This window comes from Rothia sp. CCM 9418 (assembly GCF_048512825.1).
GTDB lineage: Bacteria > Actinomycetota > Actinomycetes > Actinomycetales > Micrococcaceae > Rothia.
Window position 1 is genome coordinate 198,533 of sequence record NZ_JBLXXX010000003.1, and the last position, 22,423, is coordinate 220,955.

Below are 22,423 nucleotides of genomic sequence, written 5' to 3' on the forward strand. Positions count from 1 at the left end.
TACCTTATTTTTTCAGGAAAGAACTGCCAAAGGCACTACTGCCAGGTTGGGTATTGGTGCCGAATCCGGAGGAAACTCGTGTAGCTCGTTCTCGTTGGGTACGTTCAGTAACATGGTCAAAGTTAGAACTACGAATTGCACGCATCACGGTTTTACGTTCTTCTCCAACGAGCCGATCGATATAAAGATGTCCGTCGAGGTGGTCTGTTTCGTGTTGCAACATTCTGGCGAACAGTCCTTCGCCTTCTAAGACGATTGGACGGTTATTGTAATCCACGCCTGTTACACGCGCCCAGTTGGTGCGTGGTGTTGGTGAGGAAAGACCGGGTACTGATAGGCAGCCTTCTGACCCTTCTTGAGGTTCTTCTCCGATTTCTAGAACAGGATTGATGATGTGTCCTTCTTGTCCATCAATATTTCCGTAGGTGAAGAGACGTTTGGTGTTGCCAATTTGTGGTGCGGCAAGCCCCACTCCGTTGACTTCGTACATGGTATCTAGCATCGAGTGAATTAAAGTTTTGAGGTCTTTGTCAAAAACTGTTACGGGGTCGCAAACGGTACGTAGTACGGGGTCTCCGACGGTGCGGATGCTAAGAATCGGCATGTGTCTTCTTTCTAGCCTAGGTGTGTTATAGGTGTAGTGGTTGGTGTAGCAGGTGGTGGCACAACGGGCATTAGAGCTTCTGCCCCGTTTTCTGCCAGATCGCGGGTGCAGTCCCAGACGCGTTTGAGAGCGCAGAATCTATACCAGTTTTTTTCTAAGGTTACCGGATTCGCTTGTTGTGGAACGACTTGTGTTTGCCCCAGGGCAACTCCCATGAGGATAGGTGCTTTTGAGTATTCCCACGGCTTCCAGAGGTTATCTGTTTCATCACTGATATATTCTTCAGCTTTCAGTCCTGCTACGAGTTGCATGACGACTTTAGGGTCGAGAGCTTTGACTCGTCCTTTGCGGTCGGTTCCTTTAGTTTTGTAGTCGATGATACATATGTGTCCGGCGATTTCAGCGACGAGGTCGAGTGTTCCGGCGTATCCGACGCTATGGTTCCAAATAGTTACTTCAGTTGCTAGTGGGCGGGGGTTGTATATATCCCACCATTCATCGAAACGGTCTGCGTAGGCTTGTTCTCCGTTGCTAACAAGTATTTCACGGCATTCTTCGGTGCGGTGTTCTTTGCCCATTTTTGCTAATGCAACATTTTCGGCGTAGTTGTGGACGCGGTCTCCGCGGGCGGCGGCTTCGTCTCTATATCTTTCTGAGGCTTGTGCGGCGTCGCGTATGATGGCGAATTTTAGTCCTGAGGATTGTGATACTCGATAGGAACGGCGGTCTTCTAGGGCTGCTTTTGCTGCCATGTATCCGTGCCATCCGCTCAAATCTGTAGCTTGTTGCCCGATGATAGTGGTAATGGAAGGAACTTCGAGAGCTCCGCCTTCAGTTCGTGCATACATTCTGCCGTGGTCGGTGTCAGATGCTAGTTTCGGCGATGTCACGTTATACCTTAGGTGTTCAAGTGATTTGATAGCTCATGGTGCAAGTTGCAAGACTTGAGAGGGGTATTTTCTGTAGGTTCAACTACTCAGATTACCCTGCAAAACTCTACTCTTTTGGAGTTGAAGCGGTCAAATTTTTTGATGGTGAATAAAAGATAAGACCTCCAGATGTTTCTGGAGGTCTTATCTGCTTTGGAGCGGTTGACGAGACTTGAACTCGCGACATCCACCTTGGCAAGGTGGTGCTCTACCAACTGAGCTACAACCGCGCAACGAGTAAATACTATACACACAAAAAACGTATTGTGCAAACTGTTTTTTGCAACTTCTGAGTATTTCTTACAGGTAGCACAAAACCCCAGTTCCTTTACAAGAACTGGGGTCATTTTGTGCGCGATACTGGGATCGAACCAGTGACCTCTTCCGTGTCAGGGAAACGCGCTACCGCTGCGCTAATCGCGCTTAAACATTATAAATAATGTCTGCGAGGTGAGGACGGGATTTGAACCCGCGTACACGGCTTTGCAGGCCGCTGCCTAACCACTCGACCACCTCACCGAGCCTTGCTAGAAGCTAGGGCGTGTGCTCTTTATAAGCATCATGCGAGCGGTTGACGAGACTTGAACTCGCGACATCCACCTTGGCAAGGTGGTGCTCTACCAACTGAGCTACAACCGCATATCAACACCTCAACAAAACATCTTGCATTCGGCTTGACAGGTAAATACTTTACACACTTTTTTCACTCTTGCCAAATCGCCACACAACACGCCGCATTCCCCGTGTTTTCAAGGAAAAACAGGGGTATTTAGAGTTTTTACACCATAAACACCCCCATATTTCATATCGTGCAATACATCACATTTTGGGTGTGTTGCGGTAGCGACCTTAGCCATTTCCTTCACGAGCCAACGCCGTTAAACGTGACACCGCACGAAAATACTTCTTCTGATATCCGCCATTCATCATCTCCTCCGTAAACACCTGGTCAAAAGGAACACCCGAAGAGATAATCGGCAAATCCTTGTCATAAAGACGGTCAGCAAGAACAACGAAACGAAGAGCTACTGACTGTTCCGTAATCGTCTGAACATTCTTCCACACAATACCGCTAAGACCATCTAATAATTGACGATACCGCGAAGGATGAACCACCGATAGATGCTCAATAACCGCAGAAAAATCGTCACAGGCAACTACATCGCTCCCGCTAAAACGTTGCTGAGCACAAGATTCTTCAGCACCCAACACAACAGGCTCAGGCGCCTGAGGTAAACCGCGATGGCGATAATCCTCACCATCTACCCGTAACACATCAAATTGTTCAGCAAGAACCTGAATCTCCCGCTTAAAATCTGCCGCAGCAAAACGCCCTTGCCCCAAAGCTCCAGGCAAAGTGTTCGATGTTGCCGCCAAACGAACACCAGCATCAGATAGTTCACGCATCAAACGAGACATCAACACCGTATCGCCCGGGTCATCAAGCTCAAATTCGTCAATACACACCAGACGATAAGAACTCAGCGCATCCACGGTGGAACGAAACCCCAAAGCCCCTACTAAGTTCGTATACTCCACAAAAGTGCCAAAAGCCTTTGGGCCTTCAACGCTGTGCCACAAAGAGGCTAAAAGGTGGGTCTTACCGACGCCAAAACCACCATCAAGATATATGCCAGTTTTCTTCTGTGAAGATGAGGAGGAAGACCCAAAAAGCCGCGAGAAAAATCCTCCGCTCTTTTGAGTAGGTGCTACCGTAGCACCAAAAGCACGTAAGGTCTCTACTGCCTGAGCCTGACTTAGCTGACTGGGATCTGGGCGGTACGTGTCAAAAGACACCTCACCAAAACGCTCTGAAGGGCGAAATCCTGCAAGTAGTTCTTGTGCCGAAACATTTGGGCGACGTTCTATCAGGTGCGTATATGAAGCCATAGGGTATCTTCCTTGAAAACTTGGCTTGGAAACAGCAGCATCGTTGTCATGCTGTTTTAAGTTCTCAACCAGTGTAATTCCTTACCTCATTAAAAACCCAACTATGACCCGTGTTACTTCATAGCACTCTTGATAAAGCACTCTCTCATTTCTAGGGTAGATACCAAGTAAGCACCACAACACAGAAAGTCATAGTACGGAAATCATGGCAAAGAAAAAGAAAAACGTAGCAACAGCTACCGCAGCGTTACAAGCACTTAGCCAAGCTGGAATTATTTTTGAGCCACGAGAATATGAACATCGTGAGGGTGAGACCTCGTTCGGTTTAGAAGCTGCTACAGCCTTAGGTCGAAGCGAACAACAAGTTTTTAAAACCCTCATGATTGCCCACGATAACAACTATGCCGTCTGTATCGTACCCGTTGCCGGAAAACTCAATCTTAAGGCGGCGGCAGCAGCTCTCGGCTGGAAAAATGCGACTATGGCAGACCCAAAAATTGCAGAACGTCGTAGCGGATATGTTGTTGGTGGAATCTCCCCTATCGGACAAAAAATAGCGCACCCCACATTACTCGATAGCAGCGCTGAAGATTTTGCAACAGTACTTGTCTCTGGCGGTAAACGCGGTCTAGACGTTGAGCTAAGCCCACAAGACTTATTAGCTATTACAAACGGCACCTACGCCAAAATTGCTCTCTCCTAATATCCCCCGCAATGCAACAAAAAGGTGGGTGTTTACTCTCCTAGCAAACACCCACCTTCGATAACAGCGACGCAGAGAAACAACTATCCGAGACGAATTTTTAGCCAATCAATAACAGTATTCGTCCATTTCTGAGGATCGACGTTCCACTCACGTGTGTGCGTTGCTCCAAAGAACGGGATAAAGTCCACTAACGGAGATTTCATGGCAATCTCTTGAGAGCTAGATGCTGGAACATATGTATCGTCCAAAGAATGCAAAATCAGAGTTGGGACTCGAATATCGCCGGGGCGGCGAGTCCAAGACATCTTCGATAGCTCAATTGGACGTTTAAGTCCGGTAAAGATATTTAGAGCAGGTTTAGAAATCATCGAAATGCCTAGCTCTCCGATACGCAATGGCAGACGGTTATATTTTGTTTGGTACTCGATGAGTTGAAGCCAATCAATAGCCGGTCCGTCTAAGACAAGAGCCTTAATTGCACGACGATGACGTGCTCTATCCATAGTCTGCAAACTAATTGCACCACCCATAGACCATCCGAAGAGGACAACGTCTTGAGCACCATGTTCTAGAGCGTATTCAATGGCAGTATCAACATCTTGCCATTCGGTGAACCCTAAACCATAGCGGCCGTCGTCTGAAGGCGGAGCGTCACGGTCATTACGATATGAGATATGCAAAGAGGTAAGCCCTAGGCTTTGAGTTGCCTCAAGGGCGCGTAAAGTCTCTGCACGAGTTACGCCCATACCATGAACCATAATGGCCCATGTCGTAGAAGGTTTAGGAGTCGACTCTTGAGGATAATCGCGATAGCTTGCTTGAGGGTGAACCAACCAAGCAGGAGCTTCACCTACTGGCAAGTTCAGGGTAATTTCTTCAGCACGATACCCCGCAGTTTCCGGTGTTCGTGCGATAACTCCAGAAAGTCGCCCTCGAACAATTTTTGATAAATCACCAGATTCAACGGAGATGACACGACGAACCACTTTTTCTTCATACGGTTGGTAAGAAAGCACTTCACCAAGATGAGCAAAATGTGTACCACCGTCGAAGTAGAGGCCGTATTCACCGGGTGCTCGTGTAGCCGGTGTCGCGTTAAGAGTGATAGTAGTAGGATGTTCGTCTTCTCGTCGTGGTTCTACAGGATAACCAACAGAAAACACTTTAAGGTTTTCTTCAGGTCGGCTAGGTGGTACCACCACTTGTCGTGCAAAGTAGGTAGAAAGTGCAGCAGCTGATAGCATGCCGGTAGCAGTAATAGCAGCTCCTGCGAGAGCACCTGTGCGTGCTGCTTTTCGAGCAACACCGCTAATGAGTAGTAGCGAGTTATCTGATATGGCTACTTCTTGTTTTTGAGAGTCGGTCATTTTTCCTCCGCTCTTAGTTGGTTTCGTCGGTTCAACTAATTGCCACGTTAATCATAAGTGACAAACCCGAACATCAATCCACTTTAGGTTATCTTTCTCACAGTGTCCTGTTCTTTTTCGTTCGACAAGGCCAACATAAGCCACCACATTTGAGCAGGTAGAACGAGTAAAATTCAGATGACCGGTACTACCACACAATATCGAATACGCGAGGACATCATGAATGCTGAACACCCTGAAGTCGGAAAAATCGTCAAAGACTGGAAAACAGTACTACGCTCCGAAGAGTACAGAATATTGCGTCAAGGCGGAACAGAACAACCTTTCAGCGGAGAGTATTGGAACCACACAGGCGAAGGTATCTACTCATGTAAAGCATGTAATACAGAGTTATTCCGTAGCACCGAAAAATTTGAGACGCACTGTGGTTGGCCATCATTTTTCAGCCCTTTAGCAGAAGATCGAATCCGCTATATCAAAGACTATTCTCTCGGCATGGTACGTGTGGAAGTACGGTGCTCAGCGTGCGATTCACACCTTGGCCACGTCTTCGAAGGTGAAGGATACAACACTCCAACAGACCAACGGTACTGTATTAACTCGCTTTGTTTATCGTTTACACCAACAACAACAGATTAGAATAGAAAAGAATTTATATACGGCACCTCGCATCTGAGCGTACATACACAAGGTAGTGATTTTTTGTTAGATGAGTTTCGCATACGTACCGCAGCTGATAGCTATGCAGAAGATTCATGCCCCTCATCAACAACGCCTATCTTATTAGAAGCCCCCGCGAGCGGTGTTCCTCCTGTCATCACCACACAGCTTGGTCTCACCCGTGCACTTGAGCGGCTTAAAGCGCTCACAGGTCCTGTAGCTATCGACACTGAACGTGCTTCAGGTATTCGATATGGTCAACGCGCATTCTTGATACAGCTCAAACGTGCAGGAACAGCGCCTGTTCTTATTGACCCCATAGCCTCCATAGATTTAGAACCTCTCTATCAATTCCTTGCACCGCAAGAATGGGTACTTCACGCTGCCACGCAAGACCTCCCTTGCCTCAGAGAACTAGAGCTAATCCCCCGACGTATTTTTGATACAGAGCTAGCATCACGTCTAGCTGGATACCAAAAAGTCGGTTTAGCTTCTATGGTTGAACAGCTTCTAGGCTATACCCTCAAAAAAGAGTACTCCTCGGTAGATTGGTCCTCTCGCCCATTACCCAAAGAATGGCTCATCTATGCGGCCTTAGACGTTGAAATTCTCGTCGATTTACGAGATGCTCTCGAAGAAGTATTGAGGGAGCAGGGGAAACTTCAATATGCTTTGGAAGAATTCGACTATATTGTTCGCACTAATCATCCGCAGAAACCACGCGATCCGTGGCGTAAGACAAAAGGTATTCATGAGCTTTCTACGCGAGCTCAGCTAACAGTTTTACGTAACCTATGGTACGAGAGAGAGCATCTAGCAGAGTGTAAAGACATTGCAGCTAAACGTCTTCTTCCCGATGCTTCATTGGTTCAAGCAGCCTTAGAGACGCCTCGAACCGTTCCTCAACTACTAAAAATTCCAGGCTTCCAAACACGAGCTTTAGCTCGTGAAGCACCGCGATGGATACGGGCTATTGCTCGAGTGCGCCAAGAAAAAGATTATGTTCCTTTCACCATTCCCTCGCAAGGTCCGCCTCCGCTTAAATCATGGGAGTGCCGTCGCCCGCTGTCTCTAGCACTCATTCAAGAAGCGAAGATTGCTGTTAATCAGCTTTCCGAGGATATAAAGATTCCGCACAATAATATTTTGACTCCTGATACGTTACGTAGAGTTTGTTGGAATTTGCCTGATATGTCCTCACCGGAATCTCTCGAGAATGAGCTCATTGCACTCGATGCTCGCCCGTGGCAGGTTCAACTTACGATGCCAGTTTTGCTACCGTTATTCGAAAAGTTTCACACACCATAAACCCCATTATTCAGACTATTTTTAGGAAGAAATCATGTCAGGTATACCCCATGAAGGGATGAGTCGCCGTACTATACTCGGTAGTCTAAGCGTTGGCACCGCAGGTGTCGCGTTGACCGCTTGTGCTCAAGAGAATACACAGCTTCAAGAGGCCGAAGGGCCTCAGAAACCCACTGATATGGCATCCGTTTCTGACGTTCCGGTTGGTGGAGCCTATAAAGCTACGGCGGAAGGCGTTACCGTTATGCTTACCCAACCAAAAGAAGGGACTTTCAAGGCTTTTAGCTCGGCCTGCACACATCAAGGGTGTCAGCTCAATGTACAAGCAACGATTCTTGCCTGCCCTTGCCATGCATCGCAGTTTTCAATCGCTGACGGCACTGTCATCGGAGGGCCTGCACCTACTCAGCTTCCTGAATATCCAACAGAAGTAAAAGACGGCAGAATTTTTGTGGGCTAATTAAGGTACTATCTTCCTCTAGCTTTCAGAAGCTTTCTAATGATATATTCAGGTGCATTAGTAAGGTTTCCCTAAGTCCTTCACTAATACATCCTTATATTTTTTTGGCTTATGCCAACGCAGAAAGGTCATCCTCATGGAGATTTTTAACCAAATTATTCAGGTAGCTACCCTTATCCTTAAGTTCATTGGCGATATCGTCAACATCTTTGGGTAATCTCTCATAATTTTAACGTTCTTGGGGTGTTGGGATACCAAATTTTGGTATCCCAACACCCCAAGAATTTTAAGGTACAGTCCTTGTTATTTCTTTGCGTGCTTGGGCTTCTCACCTTTAGTTCGCGCATAAGGAACCATCTGCCCTGCAAGCTGAGCTAAGGTATCGGCAGTAATTTTCTCAACAGTTAAACCGACGTCTTCAAAAATTTCGCCACGAGAAGCATGTGCAATAAATTCAACAGGCAAACCGACCTCATTGAGAGCAGTATCTACACCGTGCGAACGCATCACTTGACGGATTCTTGCGCCTACGCCACCGGCACGAACGCCGTCTTCAAGCACCACCACAATACGATGTTCACGAGCAGCATCCACCACAGAATCAGCGACAGGCATGACCCATCGAGGATCAATCACCGTACTTGTCACCTGTGCTTGAGCTAACGCTTCAGATACTTCTAACGCCAAAGGTGCTAACGCACCCACTGAAACAATCAGTACGTCGCGTTGGCCGGTTCTCTCATCACGGTCGCCGTTACGTGCCAGCACGTCTACACCGTCTTCACATCGTTCAATTGCCGCAATGGGTGCACCAACATTCCCCTTGGGATACCGAATCACGGTTGGCGCATTATTAATATTGACAGCTTCACGAAGTTCTTCTCGTAAAGTAAGTTCATCTCGAGGAGCAGCCAAATACAGACCCGGAATAAACTGCAATAACGCTAAGTCCCACATGCCGTGATGGCTTGGGCCGTCAGGTCCAGTAATGCCAGAACGATCTAATACAATAGTCACCCCAGCTTTGTGCAAAGCAACGTCCATCAGAAGCTGGTCGAAGCCTCGGTTTAAGAAGGTCGCGTAGAGAGCAATTACAGGGTGTAAACCGCCGTAAGCTAGCCCAGCGCTCATTGCAACAGCGTGTTGCTCGGCAATACCAACGTCAATGACACGCTCAGGATGTGCTTGTGCCATCGGTTTAAGACCAACAGGAATTAACATAGCTCCTGTAATGCCAACAATATCCTCACGTTCATCTGCGATGTCTTTAATCTCTTGGGCAAAAACACTCGTCCAAGACTGACCTCCAGAAGAAGATAACGGCATACCGGTGTTTGGGTCAATTTTGCCAACAGCATGGAATTGGTCGTCTTCATGAGCACGGGCGGGAGCATAGCCGTGACCTTTTTCAGTAATTGCGTGCACGATGACTGGACCAGCAAAGTTTTTAGCAGATTTGAGAGCTTGTTCAACAGCTTCTTGGTCGTGTCCATCAATAGGGCCGACATACTTCATCCCTAAATCTTCAAAAAGTCCGTTAGGAACAACGATATCTTTTAGGCCAGCTTTCATTCCGTGTAAGCCGCGATAAAGCATCTGTCCCAGAGGCCCTGTAGATTGCAACCCACGACGCATCTTATCGAGGGTTCGATCATAACGACGGTCAAGACGAACAGAGTCTAAATGCTTTTGAAATTCTTGTTGTAGCTCTGCCATATGATTAGCGAAACCGCCAACAGTCGGAGCATAAGAACGACCATTATCGTTAACGATAATTACCACACGACGATTTTTATCAGCCGCAATGTTGTTCACTGCTTCCCAAGCCATGCCACCGGTTAACGCACCATCACCGATAAGAGCTACCGTATAATGCTCTGATTTTCCTTGGAGTGCGTGAGCCCGAGAAATACCGTCTGCCCAGCTCAAAGAAGATGAGGCATGAGAAGACTCAACAATATCGTGAATAGATTCGGAACGGTCGGGGTATCCCGCTAAACCGCCTTTTTGGCGTAAAGTCTGAAAGTCTTGACGCCCTGTAACAAGCTTATGAACGTAAGACTGGTGCCCAGTATCAAAAATAATGGAGTCTTCAGGAGAGTTAAAGACCCGATGAATACCAAGTGTCAATTCGACGACACCAAGATTAGGTCCAAGGTGTCCACCAGTTTGGGCAACGTGTTTAATTAAGAATTCACGGATTTCTTGAGCTAGTGTATTCATCTGATCCCGTGATAGGCTCCGCAGATCCTCAGGGGAAGAGATATTCTCTAGTAGTCCCATCTTGCTCTCCTTTAAACACCGATAGGTCGTATCTGCACTAGTTCACAGTGCCTTAGACGAGGCCCGAAATAGAAACAATAATTATACAAGGATACCCGCTGTGGTAAGGCTACAACGATTTATGAACGCTAAAGCCACCAAATAGTTCGTTATTTACTGCTCGACGTAGAGCATCATAATCTTTTATGTTCTATCGACCAAACGAACTGGTCGTTGCCGAAATACCGTAAAACGCACAGGAGCAGGCACAGCCTCTTGCGATGACGGTTCAGCAGGTGGAGAGTTTTCAAAACGTTTCTGCATCACATCAATTGCTTGTTTATTCTGGTCGATGAGAATAAAACGACGGTTTAGCTCCCTCGCGGCAGCACCAGTCGTTCCGCTTCCCCCAAAGAAGTCAAGAACCCAGTCGTGCTCCGCGCTGCTGGCTTGAATGATTCTACGCAGAACACCTAAAGGTTTTTGGGTTGGGTAGCCTGTTTTTTCTCTACCGGAGGGGGAAACAATCGTATGCCACCACACGTCAGTAGGTAGTTTACCTTTAGCAACTTTTTCGGGAGTTACTAGCCCCGGAGCCATATATGGTTCACGGTCAACTTCTTGATTATTAAAATAATATTTTTTAGGGTCTTTGACGTAAACCAAAATATTGTCATGTTTTGTGGGCCAACGTCGTTTAGTCCGAGCACCGTAGTCATAAGCCCAAATAATCTCGTTCAAAAAACATTCTCTGCCAAATAGTCCGTCTAAAAGAACTTTTGCATAGTGAACTTCTCGATAATCAAGGTGCAGGTAAAGAGTTCCCTCTGGTTTAAGTAGACGCCAAGCTTCTTGCAGACGAGGCTCAAGAAAAGACCAAAAATCTGCAAAAGAGTCATCGTAACTGGCAATATCACCTTTAATGGTTTGATAACGCTGCCCCTGATATCCCACCCTGTTGCCGTCATCAGAACGTACAGTCTTCAGACTCTGACGCTTCTGAACTTTTCCAGTATTAAAGGGAGGGTCGATGTAGATGAGCTGAAACGACTCATCTGGCAGATGTTCAATGACTTTAAGGTTATCCCCGTGTATCACCAAATTCGGTGAGTCCGCGCTCCAGATGGGTTGTTTTAGCATAAAAACTATCTTAACAGGTTTTGAGCAGGACGTTTTCTTTCCTCTCAAATGCTCATCTAAAAAAATATATAATTTGGAATAAAAATCGCCAGCTCATAGCTTAGTACCATCTCATACCGAGAGATACAGAAACCATGAGCTGGCGATTTCTCTTATAGAAACGCAACACTCAAGAATGCGATAAAAGAATCAGATTCTTTAGCTTTCTCTCACAAGGTTACGTAGCACATATTGCAAAATACCACCGTGACGGTAATAGTCTGCTTCACCAGGCGTATCAATACGCAAAACAGCGTCGAAGACGGTATCGGTGCCATCTTCAGCAGTAGCCGTAACAGTCAGAGTTCGTGGAGTTACTCCGTCATTGAGTGCTTCAACACCAGAAATTGTGAAAGTTTCTGTTCCGTCCAAGCCCAGTGACTCATGTGATTCTCCATCAGGGAATTGCAACGGAAGAACACCCATGCCAATAAGGTTTGAACGGTGAATACGCTCGAAGGATTCAGCAATCACAGCTTTAACTCCTAGAAGAGTTGTACCTTTAGCCGCCCAGTCGCGAGAAGAACCGGTACCGTATTCTTTGCCACCTAAGACAACCAACGGAATACCTGCTTGCTGGTAGTTCTGCGCAGCATCATAAACGGTACTTTGCACACCATCACGAGTGAAGTCTCGGGTGAATCCACCTTCAACACCGTCCAGTAGCTGATTCTTGATACGAATATTAGCGAAGGTTCCTCGAATCATCACCTCATGGTTACCGCGACGAGAACCATAAGAGTTGAAGTCTTTACGTTCTACTCCATTTTTGATGAGGTATTGCCCGGCAGGAGTATCAGCGGCGAAAGAACCAGCAGGAGAAATATGGTCAGTGGTTACGGAGTCCCCCAATTTGAGGAGCACGCGAGCGCCAATAATATCTTGAGCCGGTTCGATGTCCATGCTCATACCTTCAAAATATGGGGGTTTGCGCACGTAGGTGGAGTCTTCGTCCCAGTCAAAGGTGTTTCCGGTGGGTGTTTCAAGAGATTGCCAGCGTTCGTCACCGTCAAAGATGGTTCCGTATTCTTTGGTGTACATCTCGGTGTCGACTGCTTCTGCAATGATTTTTTCGACTTCAGCAGGGTGTGGCCAGATGTCTTTGAGGTAGACGGGATTTCCGTCGTGGTCTTGGCCGAGTGTGTCGTTCTCGAAGTCGAATTCCATGCTTCCTGCCAGCGCGTAGGCAATAACCAGCGGCGGTGAAGCGAGGTAATTCATTTTCACGTCTGGAGAGATACGGCCTTCAAAGTTTCGGTTGCCGGAGAGTACTGCGGTGACAGAGAGGTCATTCTCTTGGATGGCTTCGGAGATTTCAGGTTCGAGTGGACCAGAGTTTCCGATGCAGGTGGCGCAGCCGTAACCGACAACGTAGAAGCCTAGTGCTTCGAGATCCGGTAGTAGTCCAGCTTTTTCGTAGTAGTCAGTAACAACTTTAGAGCCTGGGGCGATAGAGGTTTTGACCCAAGGTTTGGCGGTAAGTCCTTTGGCCGCCGCGTTACGTGCAAGGACACCGGCTGCCATCATCACTGAGGGGTTAGATGTATTAGTGCAAGAGGTGATGGAGGCGATGCAGACGGCACCATTTTTAAGGGTGAAGTGACGCCCGTCAGCCATGGACACTTCAACTTCTTGGTGTTCTTTGCCAGGTTGGGTGTAGTTATGGATGTCTTTGCTGAATTGTTCGCGTGCGGAAGAGAGTTCGATACGGTCTTGTGGACGTTTTGGTCCAGCGATAGAGGGTACGACCGCAGAAAGATCGAGTTCGAGGTACTCGGAGTATTGAACTTCTTGACGTGGGTCGTGCCAGAGTCCTTGTTCTTTGGTGTAGGCTTCGACCAATGCGATGTGTTCTTCAGTGCGTCCGGTCAGGCGTAGATACTCTAGTGTGACCTCATCGATGGGGAACATTGCTGCGGTGGAGCCAAATTCTGGGCTCATGTTTCCGATAGTTGCACGGTTAGCTAGTGGAACTTGGCTGACGCCTTCACCGTAGAATTCTACGAATTTTCCGACGACGCCGTGTTCTCTAAGCATTTGTGTGATGGTGAGTACCACGTCTGTTGCGGTTGCACCGGAGGGGATGGAGCCGGTGAGCTTGAATCCGACGACGCGTGGAATCAGCATGGATACGGGCTGTCCGAGCATGGCGGCTTCTGCTTCGATACCGCCGACGCCCCATCCGAGCACCCCAAGACCGTTGACCATGGTGGTGTGCGAGTCGGTTCCGACGAGGGTGTCGGGGTATGCGCGTAGGGTGCCGTTGACTTCTCGTGCCATGACGGTGCGTGCCAGATACTCAATGTTGACTTGGTGGACGATGCCCATTCCTGGTGGGACAACTTTAAAATCGTCAAAGGCGCCTTGTCCCCAGCGGAGGAATTTGTAGCGTTCGCTGTTGCGCTGGTATTCGATGTCCATGTTGCGGGTGATAGCTTCGGATGTTCCGAAGTTGTCAATTTGCACGGAGTGGTCGATCACCAGTTCGGCTGGTGCTAGTGGGTTGATTTTGCTGGGGTCGCCGCCGAGGTCTTTAACTGCTTCTCGCATGGTGGCAAGGTCTACGACGCAGGGAACACCGGTGAAGTCTTGCATGATGACTCGTGCAGGAGTGAATTGGATTTCGGTGTTAGGTTCTGCGTTGGGGTTCCATTGGGCGAGAGCTTGGATGTGCTCTGCTGTGATGTTTGCACCGTCTTCGGTGCGTAGGAGGTTTTCGAGTAAAACTTTCAGTGAGTATGGAAGTTTTTCTGCACCTTTGACGGCGTTGAGCCGATAGATTTCGTAGGTTGTTCCTTTGACTTCTAGTGCGCCTTTGGAACTAAAGCTATCCACAGTGCTCATGTGGGACTCCTCTCGACACTGTTATGGAAAGTTTGTGTGGTGTGGTCTCTATGTTCGTTCTCTACCTTCAGATAGTGCGTGTGTGGACGCTACCTGTGGTTTGTGTGCTGGTGTGATGCGATTCTTAGAGACACATTGACACTAACTCTTATCATTGACTAGTGTACCGTGTCACACTCAAAGTTGTTTTTCGCAAAAGAAACGTGACTAAATAGAACGTCTTTTTTCAAAAAATATTTTTCAAGACAAAAATCGCACCCCTGAAAACTAGCGGTTTTCGAGGGGTGCGAAAGCTTCTGATTATTTAATAGAGCGACTTTTAGAATAAAAATATCAAAGAAATACACAAAATGTGATACTATTCACCCTTATGTGTCTTTTCGAAGACTGCAATAGACTCCACATGATGAGTATTCGGATACATGTCAAAGGCACTCAGCTGAACCATCTGCCAACCCAAAGCGCGTAAATACCCTGTATCACGCCCCAAAGACGCAGGATCACACGCAATATATATAACGCGCGCAGGGGCCAAGATATCAATCTGACGGATGACACCACGACCAGCACCTTCACGAGATGGATCAAGAATAACAACATCAGGAGCCTTAAACTCCCCTGCTTTCACCTGACGTACCGTAGATTCCAAAACCTTCCGAGCGTCACCACGACGCACCTCAATATGAGTTTTAGCAGAACGATCAGTACGAGAAAAACCATCTGGAACAGCAAAATTATATCGAGCATTCTTATGAGTTATCGCAGACCCCTCAACACTCAAAACAGTTCCCTTAGCACCCACGACATCAGCAGCAAGAGCGGTAAACAAACCAGCGCCAGCATAAACATCGTAAATCGTAGCGCCTTTAAGAGAACTCGGCAAAGCCTCTAACACAGCAGCGCTTAAAGTCTGAGCCGCCCAACGATGATTCTGCCAAAAACCGCGAGAAGAAACTTCCCACTTATAAGTACGACCCGACAGCTCAAACGACTCATGCAAAGTCTCTTGGCCATATAAAATCACAGGTTGCGAAAGCCCCCCAGAACGGTTAACGGCAGAACAAAGAATAGAAGGCTTCACCCCAGAAAGATCTGACCACAACATCTGGCACTGCGCAAGAAGATCATCTTTCACAGAGGCAACAGATACACCATCACGCAAAGTAAAATGAACGGTACGCTCATCCGTTGAAGACACCGCAACATCAACCCGAGCAACATCAGGAATCTCTAACTCATGAAGACGTAACTGCCCCATGGCAGCATCCTCTAGCGGGCATCCTTGCACCGCTACTACCTCAGCAGAACGATAAGGACTCATCCCAATACGACCTTGCTCAGTAACAGAATAATGAATACGAGTTCGTGTCCCGTATTCTCCCCCAGGTAACTGCTGAACAACTAAGTCCTCTAATACAGAATCACAAGCGTCCATCGCACCTAAGCGAATCAACTGTTCTCGAACAATCTCACGTTTATATTCTCTCTGTACGGCAGGTGATAAATGTGTATACTCCATACCGCCCACCGGCAATCTGCCCTCTTGGGCAGCAACTAGAGCATCTGCAGGCTCCCACACACCATCACGACGGGCAGGCGCCGGCGACTCAACCGCGATAACATCGGCAAAGAAAAAACGCTCCTTCGGTCCAATACCCGTGATCCGAACTGTTGCTTCCTCACCGACTACACCATGACGAACAAAAATAACCCGTCCATGATGACGGGCAACAAAAAACCCGCCGTGAGCGACCCGTTCCGGTCGTACACGAAAAATCGCACCCACATGAAAATCTACTGTGCTCATAGCGTCCTTAGTCTTATGAATAGCCAGCACCAACAACTTTAAAGTATTGTCCCTATAAAAGGTGCCTAGCCTCAAGCATTATTGAATGATTCCTTGTTCTTGACCGACAGACCACGGAACATGAGCGATAACAACACCAGACTCATGACGCAGACGTTGAGCAAGCTTATGCACCGTTCTTCGATGAATAGAACGCTCCCACCACCGAGTAATCACGTACTCCGGTAAATACACCACCACAATATCGCGAGGAGACTGAGCTTTCTTTTGCCGAATATACTCAATCAACGGAGTGACCCTATCACGATATGGAGAATCTAAAATAGTAAGCGGAACAGGAACACCTAGTGTATCCCATTTCTTCAGTAACTCCTTCGTGCTCTGCTCAGCGACGTTAATAGCAACAGCGCTAATCGTCGAAGCTCTAGAAGCACGCGCATACGCTAAAGCACGTGCCGCCGGCTTACGTAAACGAGGAATATACACCACAGCGTGCACTCGTGAAGGAAGCGCACGAGCCTGCTCTAATGACTCTTCATCCTGAGACAACATTAAATCCTTATCTACATAATCATAATGATGGCGAATCAATGTCATCATTCCCATCGTCAAAAGAATAAGAATGAGGCTCACCCAAGCGCCCTGAGTCAGTTTCGTCAAAAGCACCACAAGCATCGACACTGCCGTGACAACCAAACCAAAAGAAGTCACCAACACATCACGAATCAACTTACGCCGCTTAAAACGCTCTAAAGTAACACGCAACTGCTGCCAGCGATGCCTCAAAATAGCGCTCTGAGTCAAACACATGGAGGTAAAAACCCCCACAATATACATCTGAATCAACGCATTAATATCTGCACCAAAAATAAACACCAGAAGCACAGACAAAGCACCCAAAACAAGTACCGAATTCGCGTGAAGACGAGCAGAATGAAGCGCTCTCATCTGCACCGGTAGATACTTATTCTCGGCGATAGAAGAAGTCAGCAAAGGAAAACCAGCGAAAGCAGTACATGCGGCAGTCAGCAAAATACCCACCGTTGCACACCCTAGAAGAACAGGTACTAAAGAGCCGGAAAAAATCGTTTCAGCAACCTGATACAACAACGGTTTTTGTCGGAAGCCCTCGCCAACGAGACGTCCTTGAACCATTAAATATTTTTCGGGTTCTTGAACGACCACCGCACCAATCGCGTGAACGAGGAACATCACCAACAATAAAAGAGCTGAAGAGACAAACCCTGAAATCATCAAAACAGTAGCAACGTTACGTTTCTGAGGAGCCGCAAAAAACTTAGCAGAACTATTAATCGTTGACACACCAGTCAACGCAACAGCACCGGAGGAAAAAGCCCGTGCCAACAACAAAACGAGCCCTAAACCGCTCACAACGCTTTCTAAACCACCACGAGGAATCACATAATAGGTGCTACTTTCTGCCATCGCTAACGTACCGGTGTAATACTGGTAGATGCCTACCACACCGGTAAAAGCAAGAATCCCCAAAAATGCGTAGGTTGGAACCATCGAAGCTTTACTTGTAAAACGAAGCCCTCGAATACACAACCAAGTCACGGCAATAACCAACAACGCTGCAAGATAATGTTGGTGTGGCACGAGATGAGGAAAAATCGTCAAAAGATAGTGAGTAGCAGCAGATATTGCGACAGCCACAGTCAGCACATAATCCACCATAGAAGACGCGCCGTGAGCCAAAGCAGGAGTCGGCCCTAAACGGTGCAAGACAAGCTCGTATTCACCATGCTCAGAAATCTGGTTAACGTTATAACGGTATGTTCCCACCACAATCAGCAACGTCAAAGCAATACCAATAGCGACAAGAGGTGAAAAAACAAGCCCCGCAGCACCAGTTAAAGAAAGCATAAGAATAATCTCGTCTGGAGCGTAAGCAACCGACGAAACACTATCTGCCCCAAAAAGTGAAAAAGCACGGCGTTTAGGCAACGCAAGAAAACGCACGTTTGCTCGGTGCGTTGGTCGTCCCCAAATAGAACGTTTGATGTGTCCCCATACTTTGTTCACAGCCTCTAAGAGTAGCCATTTCAGAGATTAAAAAACAGCTACCCCGCCCAAAAAACACTAAAATCATCCTCAGAGGCTTAGCGTCATCACAAAAACTAGAATAGGCTATAGGTTGCACGCAAATGGCGAGGGCTTTTAGAGGAGACAAATATGCCGCATTTTGTGATTATGGGAGCAGGCCGAGTCGGTGTCATGCTTGCGCATACCCTCGAAGATTCAGGTCATACTGTTGCCGTTATTGACCAAGACGAACAAGCCTTCCGCCGATTACGTAAAGACTTCTCTGGTAAAAAAATTACTGGAGTAGGTTTCGACAGAGAAACCCTCAAACGTGCTGGCATTGAAGAGGCCTATGCGTTCGCTGCAGTCTCCTCTGGAGATAACTCGAACATTCTTGCTTCTCGAGTCGCTCGAGAAACTTTTCGTGTCTCCCACGTCGTTGCCCGTATTAATGATCCCAACCGTGCAGAGTTCTTCCAACGACTCGGAATCCCTACCGTCGCCGCAGTGCGATGGTCCACAGACCAAGTGCTGCGACGTATCTTGCCAGAACAAACCATGACAGGAGATTTCAGAGAAGCCTCAGGCCGACTTATTCTTGCAGAACTACAGCTCCACGAAGAATGGGCAGGACGACCATTTACAGATATTGAAGCTGCCGCGCAGGTTCGCATTGCCTATATCACCCGTTTCGGTGAAGGCATCCTCCCTCGTGCAGACTCGAGCTACCAGCACGGAGACGTCGTCCACGCGATGATGCGCACCGAAGATATTGGTGAAATATCTCGAGTTCTTGCTGCCCCACCTGCACAATCAACCGACGAAAACGACAGGAGATAAACACGATGCACGTTCTCATTATTGGTGCAGGTTCCGTCGGCTCTTCCATCGCAAAAGAACTCACCGCACATGGACACCACGTTCGTATTATTGACAAGAAACCCGAAGTCATTGGACGTTCTGAGTTACGCAATGCGCAATGGATTATTGGAGATGCGTGCGAGCTCTCTGTCTTTCGCCGAGCCAAACCAGAAATAGCAGACGTTATTGTTGCGGCCACCGGCGACGATAAATCAAACCTCGTGGTGTCCTTACTAGCACGTTCAGAATATGGTGTACCCCGCACTATCGCACGAGTAAATAACCCCAAGAATGAATGGCTCTTCGATGAGTCATGGGGTGTTGACGTCGCGGTGTCAACCCCACGATTGATGACGGCTTTGGTTGAAGAAGCAGTAGAAGTCGGTGACGTTGTTCGTTTGCTTCAGCTTCAAGCCGGTGGTGCAATGCTTGTAGAATACACGGTCCCTTCAGATCACCCCATCATTGGGCACACCGTATCTCAAATCCATTGGCCAGAAGACACCACGCTAACCGCCATACTACGGGATGGTGTTCCTCGTCCCCCTAGCCCCGATGAACCCATCGAAGGTGAAGACGAACTATTCTTCATCACCACTGCCGATGGCGAAGAAGACATTAAAGCTCTCTTTAGCTAAAAAGAAAACTCGTGTACAGCCTTGCCTATGCATACCGTACACGAGTTTTCTTGTTCTAAAATCTTGGCGCAGAGAACGTTAGCTCATTTTATGCGGAAAATGTCTGTTGCTCCTGAGGCTTAGAAATCACCCAGCTTATCCACAAGACCAAAGAATATAGCGGTATTCCCATCACTAAACGAGCAATACCTAACGCCGCAACAGCGTCCATCTGGTATAGAGGAACTTGCACGGCAAGGCGCACAAAAAACATCGCACACAGAATAATTGTTGCCCAATTATATGCTCGTAGGCGTTCTGGACGTTGACGCCAGGTACCTTGCTCACCACGAATATAGCTATAAAAAAGTCCCAGAATAGGCCAACGCACCACAATAGACGCACCTACAACAACACCGTAAATGAGGTTAAGATAAAGACCCGGTGTGTAAAACTCTGTAGCGCTACCTGAACGATACGAGACAATAGCACAGATGAGAACACCTATAAAACCAGATAATGCTTGCATCAAGGTATCTCGTTGTAGCAGACGAAGGAACGCAAAAATTCCAGCTACACCCAAGGAAAAACCTAAAGCGATAAAGAGCTTTTCAGTACTCATGAAGAGAATCAAGAAGACCAGCCCGGGAAGGGCTGCTTCAGCGAGACCTCGAATACCGCCTACAGCGTGAAGAACATCGACGTGTCCGTTATCTTTACGTCGTAGTTGAGTACCCGCTTGTTCAAATGCTGCACTCAAGTTCAAAGATTTTTTGTGAGCAGTTTCTGCGGTATCTTCTTGAGGCTGAGAAGGTTGTTCTTGAGTCATCGTGTTTTGTGTTTCTCTTCGTAGGCAATATGAGATGGAACGATTTCATATCGTGGGTTATACATGCGGTGAGGCGTTACCCGTTGAGAAAGCATCCCGCTGCAGCGAATATAGGTGCCAGCAACAATACCTGGAACATTTCGTTGCCCATGCCAGATGAGTTCTAGGTAATCGCCTTCAGCAAGAGGGGGAAACTCTGGGTATAGCGGGGCAGGTGTTTTCGGATAACTGCTCACACGATATTGAGGAATATTATATTCTTCGATATCGGTGAGAGTCTCTTCAGGAGAATCGTCGTCATCGGCGATAACTTCTTGAGTTTCGTCGTCAGAATCTTCTTCAAGGACCTCAATAATGGGGATTCCCGTTAGCTGATGATAGTTAGAAGGAGCCAGCGGTTTAGAACGGCGCACTTCAAGTACGGCAGTGTATCGTGGTGGCTCTGTTGGTGCAGATAACGTCACATGAACGACGCGTCCACCCACACGCGCACGAAAACGTTCCGGATAACGTTCTAAACGTTTTCGCGGAACTGATTCATGGCTAGTATTCTCTGCCGCAGTAGGCACCATTTTTTATCCTATTTCTGTGATTTCTGGTCCACGACGAGGCATTTTAGGGGGTTCTTCTTTCCCCTGAACTGATGACTGTTGTTGTGCCTGTTGTTGGGCTTCTTGAATAGAGGCAGGAACCGTCATCGGTAAAAGTTCACGAGGAGGACGAGGGTCTTGTCCGCGAACCACCACAATCGAGCGGAAGACTTCTTCCATTTCGGCGACGGCTTCTGGTTTGATTGCAGCGTCTCCGGCGAATACTCCGCGAAGGAACCAGCGAGGTCCGTCCACACCGGCAAAGCGAGCCACTCTGAAGCCTTTACGTCCATCTGGTGTTTGTGCAGAAATACGGGAGACGAGTTGTCGACCTAGCGACCCGTCAAGGATTTGCACGCTTCCGCCTTGTTCACGTACTGAGTTGGCAATTTCTTGTCGGATGTCGTCCCAAATTCCCCGTGATTTAGGTGCCGCAAAAGCCTGTACTTGTAAGGTGCCTTGACCTTTGGTGAGGGTTACGGCAACAAGTTGTTGACTTTTTTGTTCGATGTCTAAACGCATATTGAGGCCGTTGACCATTTTGATGCGCATTGCACCAAAGTCCATGTAGCCTTCTGTTTCTTGCTGTTCGGAGACATCCCACGGTCCGGCAGAACGATCATAGAGATAAGAGGTGGTGAGCTCTTCCTCAGGAGATTCTTCTGGCATTTGAGCCGTTTCTTCGGCTTCTGATGGCGCTTTAGGCTCTTCTGTTGTGAGCTGTTCTTCTTGCTCTGTGACCTGTTCTAGGTTCTGTTGAGCTGATTCTTCGTGTTTTTTCTTTTTTCCAAACCCAAACATGTCTTTTACCTTACCTGTACAGCAATTCTATGGTGTTTCCTCATTATTCTAGCGAACGCCAGTTGAGCCGAACCCTGCTTCAGCTCGTTCAGATGAGGGAAGTTCCTTCACCGCAATAAATTTTGCTTTTTCAAAGCGTTGAATCACCATTTGAGCGATTCTGTCACCACGGTTAATAGTAAATTCTTCAGTTTGATCGGTGTTGAGTAAACACACGATAAGTTCTCCACGGTATCCGGAGTCCACGGTTCCTGGCGCGTTAACGATGGTGATACCGTGTTTGGCAGCAAGACCAGAACGAGGGTGTACTAACGCTACATATCCGTCAGGTAGCGCTAAGGAGACACCAGTAGGTATCATTTTGCGTTCGCCGGGGGCGAGAACGGTATCAATGGTAGAGCGAAGGTCTGCGCCAGCATCGCCGTCGTGGGCATAGCATGGAGCGGGGATACCTTCATCGAGCATTTTTAGGGGTATATCAATAGATTCAGTCACAGTAGTTCACTGTACTAGAATTCTGCATCGTTCGAGTACTTCGTGTGATGTCTCTCTATCTGATGGTTCTTCGGTGTTTCATGGTTATAGAGTTCTTTGGTTCTTAACTCAAAGCGCCTAACAGAAGCCAGTATCACCAGTTAAATATCGCTAAGATAGTTGTCACAG

At 47.6% G+C, this 22,423-nt stretch carries 19 protein-coding genes and 4 tRNA genes; 6 read left to right on the forward strand and 17 right to left on the reverse strand.

What is annotated here, in order from left to right:
• Positions 1-4: 4 nt before the first annotated feature.
• From def to zapE, 7 genes are all read right to left on the reverse strand, one after another.
• The gene (gene def / locus ACN083_RS05455; protein WP_419101823.1) at positions 5-604 is read right to left on the reverse strand and encodes a peptide deformylase; all 600 of its coding nucleotides are present in this window, start codon (positions 602-604) and stop codon (positions 5-7) included.
• A gap of 11 nt (positions 605-615) precedes the next feature.
• Positions 616-1,494: a cytochrome gene (locus ACN083_RS05460; RefSeq protein WP_419101824.1), complete on the reverse strand. Its 879-nt coding sequence runs from the start codon at positions 1,492-1,494 to the stop codon at positions 616-618.
• A gap of 193 nt (positions 1,495-1,687) precedes the next feature.
• Positions 1,688-1,763, reverse strand: a tRNA-Gly gene (locus tag ACN083_RS05465).
• 121 nt (positions 1,764-1,884) lie between these two features.
• Positions 1,885-1,956: transfer RNA gene (locus ACN083_RS05470), tRNA-Val, on the reverse strand.
• A gap of 25 nt (positions 1,957-1,981) precedes the next feature.
• Positions 1,982-2,052, reverse strand: a tRNA-Cys gene (locus ACN083_RS05475).
• 47 nt (positions 2,053-2,099) lie between these two features.
• Positions 2,100-2,172: transfer RNA gene (locus ACN083_RS05480), tRNA-Gly, on the reverse strand.
• Between the two features lie 210 nt (positions 2,173-2,382).
• Positions 2,383-3,423 (reverse strand): cell division protein ZapE, encoded by a 1,041-nt coding sequence (zapE, locus tag ACN083_RS05485; protein WP_419101825.1) that lies wholly within the window; start codon positions 3,421-3,423, stop codon positions 2,383-2,385.
• 205 nt (positions 3,424-3,628) lie between these two features.
• Between zapE and ybaK the strand changes: the two genes are divergently transcribed.
• Positions 3,629-4,126, forward strand: a complete 498-nt coding sequence (gene ybaK / locus ACN083_RS05490; RefSeq protein WP_419101826.1) for a Cys-tRNA(Pro) deacylase — start codon at positions 3,629-3,631, stop codon at positions 4,124-4,126.
• A gap of 83 nt (positions 4,127-4,209) precedes the next feature.
• Here ybaK and ACN083_RS05495 read toward each other — a convergent pair whose 3' ends face one another.
• Complete coding sequence (locus ACN083_RS05495; RefSeq protein ID WP_419101827.1) at positions 4,210-5,496, reverse strand: alpha/beta hydrolase family protein; 1,287 nt, start codon at positions 5,494-5,496, stop codon at positions 4,210-4,212.
• A gap of 177 nt (positions 5,497-5,673) precedes the next feature.
• Here ACN083_RS05495 and msrB point away from each other — a divergent pair, with 177 nt between their 5' ends.
• The 3 genes from msrB (at position 5,674) to ACN083_RS05510 (ending at position 7,924) form a co-directional block, all read left to right on the forward strand.
• Positions 5,674-6,135, forward strand: coding sequence for a peptide-methionine (R)-S-oxide reductase MsrB (msrB, locus tag ACN083_RS05500; protein WP_419101828.1), 462 nt, complete (start codon positions 5,674-5,676; stop codon positions 6,133-6,135).
• Positions 6,136-6,198: 63 nt separating this feature from the next.
• Positions 6,199-7,464, forward strand: a complete 1,266-nt coding sequence (locus tag ACN083_RS05505; RefSeq protein ID WP_419101829.1) for an HRDC domain-containing protein — start codon at positions 6,199-6,201, stop codon at positions 7,462-7,464.
• A gap of 34 nt (positions 7,465-7,498) precedes the next feature.
• Positions 7,499-7,924, forward strand: a complete 426-nt coding sequence (locus ACN083_RS05510) for a Rieske (2Fe-2S) protein (RefSeq protein ID WP_419101830.1) — start codon at positions 7,499-7,501, stop codon at positions 7,922-7,924.
• A gap of 303 nt (positions 7,925-8,227) precedes the next feature.
• Here ACN083_RS05510 and dxs read toward each other — a convergent pair whose 3' ends face one another.
• The 5 genes from dxs to ACN083_RS05535 form a co-directional block, all read right to left on the reverse strand.
• Positions 8,228-10,207 carry a 1-deoxy-D-xylulose-5-phosphate synthase gene (dxs, locus tag ACN083_RS05515; RefSeq protein ID WP_419101831.1) on the reverse strand — a complete coding sequence of 660 codons (1,980 nt, stop codon included), beginning with the start codon at positions 10,205-10,207 and terminating at the stop codon, positions 8,228-8,230.
• Positions 10,208-10,390: 183 nt separating this feature from the next.
• Entirely contained in the window at positions 10,391-11,326 is a 936-nt protein-coding gene (locus ACN083_RS05520; protein ID WP_419101832.1) for a DNA-methyltransferase, read from the reverse strand.
• Positions 11,327-11,524: 198 nt separating this feature from the next.
• Positions 11,525-14,209, reverse strand: a complete 2,685-nt coding sequence (acnA, locus tag ACN083_RS05525) for an aconitate hydratase AcnA (RefSeq protein ID WP_419101833.1) — start codon at positions 14,207-14,209, stop codon at positions 11,525-11,527.
• 358 nt (positions 14,210-14,567) lie between these two features.
• Positions 14,568-16,016: a class I SAM-dependent RNA methyltransferase gene (locus ACN083_RS05530; protein WP_419101834.1), complete on the reverse strand. Its 1,449-nt coding sequence runs from the start codon at positions 16,014-16,016 to the stop codon at positions 14,568-14,570.
• A gap of 78 nt (positions 16,017-16,094) precedes the next feature.
• Positions 16,095-18,062 (reverse strand): APC family permease, encoded by a 1,968-nt coding sequence (locus ACN083_RS05535; protein ID WP_419101835.1) that lies wholly within the window; start codon positions 18,060-18,062, stop codon positions 16,095-16,097.
• A 150-nt stretch (positions 18,063-18,212) separates the two neighbouring features.
• Here ACN083_RS05535 and ACN083_RS05540 point away from each other — a divergent pair, with 150 nt between their 5' ends.
• The gene (locus ACN083_RS05540) at positions 18,213-18,902 is read left to right on the forward strand and encodes a potassium channel family protein (protein ID WP_419101836.1); all 690 of its coding nucleotides are present in this window, start codon (positions 18,213-18,215) and stop codon (positions 18,900-18,902) included.
• 5 nt (positions 18,903-18,907) lie between these two features.
• Positions 18,908-19,561, forward strand: coding sequence for a potassium channel family protein (locus tag ACN083_RS05545; protein WP_419101837.1), 654 nt, complete (start codon positions 18,908-18,910; stop codon positions 19,559-19,561).
• Between the two features lie 88 nt (positions 19,562-19,649).
• Here ACN083_RS05545 and ACN083_RS05550 read toward each other — a convergent pair whose 3' ends face one another.
• Genes ACN083_RS05550 through dut form a run of 4 tightly spaced genes read right to left on the reverse strand, consistent with a single transcriptional unit; the run spans position 19,650 to position 22,255 of the window.
• Positions 19,650-20,369, reverse strand: a complete 720-nt coding sequence (locus ACN083_RS05550; protein WP_419101838.1) for a DUF3159 domain-containing protein — start codon at positions 20,367-20,369, stop codon at positions 19,650-19,652.
• Positions 20,366-20,938, reverse strand: coding sequence for an asparaginase (locus ACN083_RS05555; RefSeq protein WP_419101839.1), 573 nt, complete (start codon positions 20,936-20,938; stop codon positions 20,366-20,368). Before ACN083_RS05555 ends, ACN083_RS05550 begins: the two co-directional genes overlap by 4 nt.
• Before the next feature lie 6 nt (positions 20,939-20,944).
• Entirely contained in the window at positions 20,945-21,760 is an 816-nt protein-coding gene (locus ACN083_RS05560; protein ID WP_419101840.1) for a DUF3710 domain-containing protein, read from the reverse strand.
• A gap of 48 nt (positions 21,761-21,808) precedes the next feature.
• A complete protein-coding gene (gene dut / locus ACN083_RS05565) occupies positions 21,809-22,255 on the reverse strand; it encodes a dUTP diphosphatase (protein ID WP_419101841.1) in 447 nt (148 codons plus the stop codon).
• Positions 22,256-22,423 lie beyond the last annotated feature (168 nt).